Origin of the sequence: Bacillus fungorum (assembly GCF_002746455.1) — a bacterium.
GTDB classification, from domain to species: Bacteria; Bacillota; Bacilli; order Bacillales; family Bacillaceae_G; genus Bacillus_A; species Bacillus_A fungorum.
This window is the reverse complement of sequence record NZ_NWUW01000113.1, coordinates 1-1,490: the sequence shown is the minus strand read 5'-3', so window position 1 is coordinate 1,490 and position 1,490 is coordinate 1. Positions and strand designations below refer to the sequence as shown.

The window sequence follows — 1,490 nt, the reverse complement described above, 5'->3', positions numbered from 1 at the left end:
TAGAAGAAGAAACTATTTCAGAAATACTTCGTTATTTAGACCAAAATCAAAAGCCAGAAAAACTTTATTTTGAGATACAGTACATGAAGTAACACTGAGAAGAGTGAATAAGATGGGGTTTATAAACGCAGAAACAAGGGCATTATTATACGATACATAAAACAGTTGCATATAATCTCCCTTCTTATTCTTGTTTGCTTAAAAACAATTGAATATGAAATAAAAATAGATTAATATGAAACTATAGTTATTGTTTCATTGATTCCGTTTATTCCCACACCTTATTGTGTTGTGGTTGAGTTGTAGAAGCAAGTTGCGTCTTGTTTCAATTGTGAAAGGGCTTCTTTGAGCCGATTATTGTATATAGCTTATTTTGCTATACACATTTTTAATCGACTTAAAGAAGCCCTTTTTGCGTTGTCTTTAAGTTAGGAAATACTTGTATGAGACCATTTAGGCTAAACGAATAATAAGAGTGATTAAAGCACAATTTTAAAGTGCTTTTTTCTATTTCAAGGGGGAATATATATGAAGTTTTATGAGGTTAGTTATGGAGCAGAACTTGCGATAAAAATTATTGCAGCCAATAGTCCATATGAAGCAGTAGGATTTTATTTAATGGAAGCGCAAAGTGATTATGGTGAAGTGGAGTACGTTAATATTCAACTATTAGGTTTGCGTGAGCGAGTAAGGGTAGATTATGGGCATATGGCAATCTATGAAACCGTAGAAGAAATTTATCATCGTCAAAAAATTGTAGATTTCCCATGCGTTATAGCAAATTTACTACCATAAACTTAATAGAGTAGGTGTATATTATGAATGTTGAAAAAGAATTAAAAGAGATATTATATTGTAAACAACTTTTGAGGGATATGTTCTCCTTATCAATTGAGGGAATCGAATATTTAGGTAAAGGGACAGTCTATATGTATTTTGCAGTAGTTTCAGAGCATGAACCGAATGTTTTCTACCGTATAGATAAAGATTTTGATACATTCAGGTTTGAAAAAGGCTCCTGGGTCTATGCTATTACACTGTAAAAAAGCAAATTTAGAGAATATCAAATATTAAAAGCGGTAAGAAATTACAACCAAATCCAGGGGTTTATCATATCCTACTTTTGTTAAGAATTTCTGAACTCTCCGTTTTTAAGAACAATTCATAAAAGAGACATAGTACAGTAGATATAGAATGGAATGCAACTATAGAAAATATAGGATTTATATATAGGTAAGGAACTTGTTGCAATGCTAAAAGCACAAGGAATTAGAAAATGTAAACCTGAGAGGAGCACTACAATATGATTACAGTTAACCGAGGATATATGTATGATCCAGATGATAATGAGGTCTTAATTACCGAAATTTATTATGAAGCTGCTACAGATACTAGATTAGGAAGTAAAATGGATAGTTTATCTTACACAATTATTCCTAATGAGATTAAAGAAAAAATAGAAGCAGCTGCTTCATTATCCTATATGGAAA

Annotated in this window: 3 protein-coding genes; all 3 read left to right on the top strand. The window is 31.3% G+C overall.

Annotation, left to right across the window (positions count from 1 at the left end; translation table 11 throughout):
• Positions 1-528 precede the first annotated feature (528 nt).
• The gene (locus CO726_RS30870; RefSeq protein WP_099686820.1) at positions 529-795 is read left to right on the top strand and encodes a hypothetical protein; all 267 of its coding nucleotides are present in this window, start codon (positions 529-531) and stop codon (positions 793-795) included.
• Positions 796-818: 23 nt separating this feature from the next.
• A complete protein-coding gene (locus CO726_RS30865; protein WP_099686819.1) occupies positions 819-1,043 on the top strand; it encodes a hypothetical protein in 225 nt (74 codons plus the stop codon).
• Between the two features lie 260 nt (positions 1,044-1,303).
• Positions 1,304-1,490 (top strand): hypothetical protein (locus CO726_RS30860; protein ID WP_099686818.1); only part of this gene is annotated, 187 nt, incomplete at its 3' end.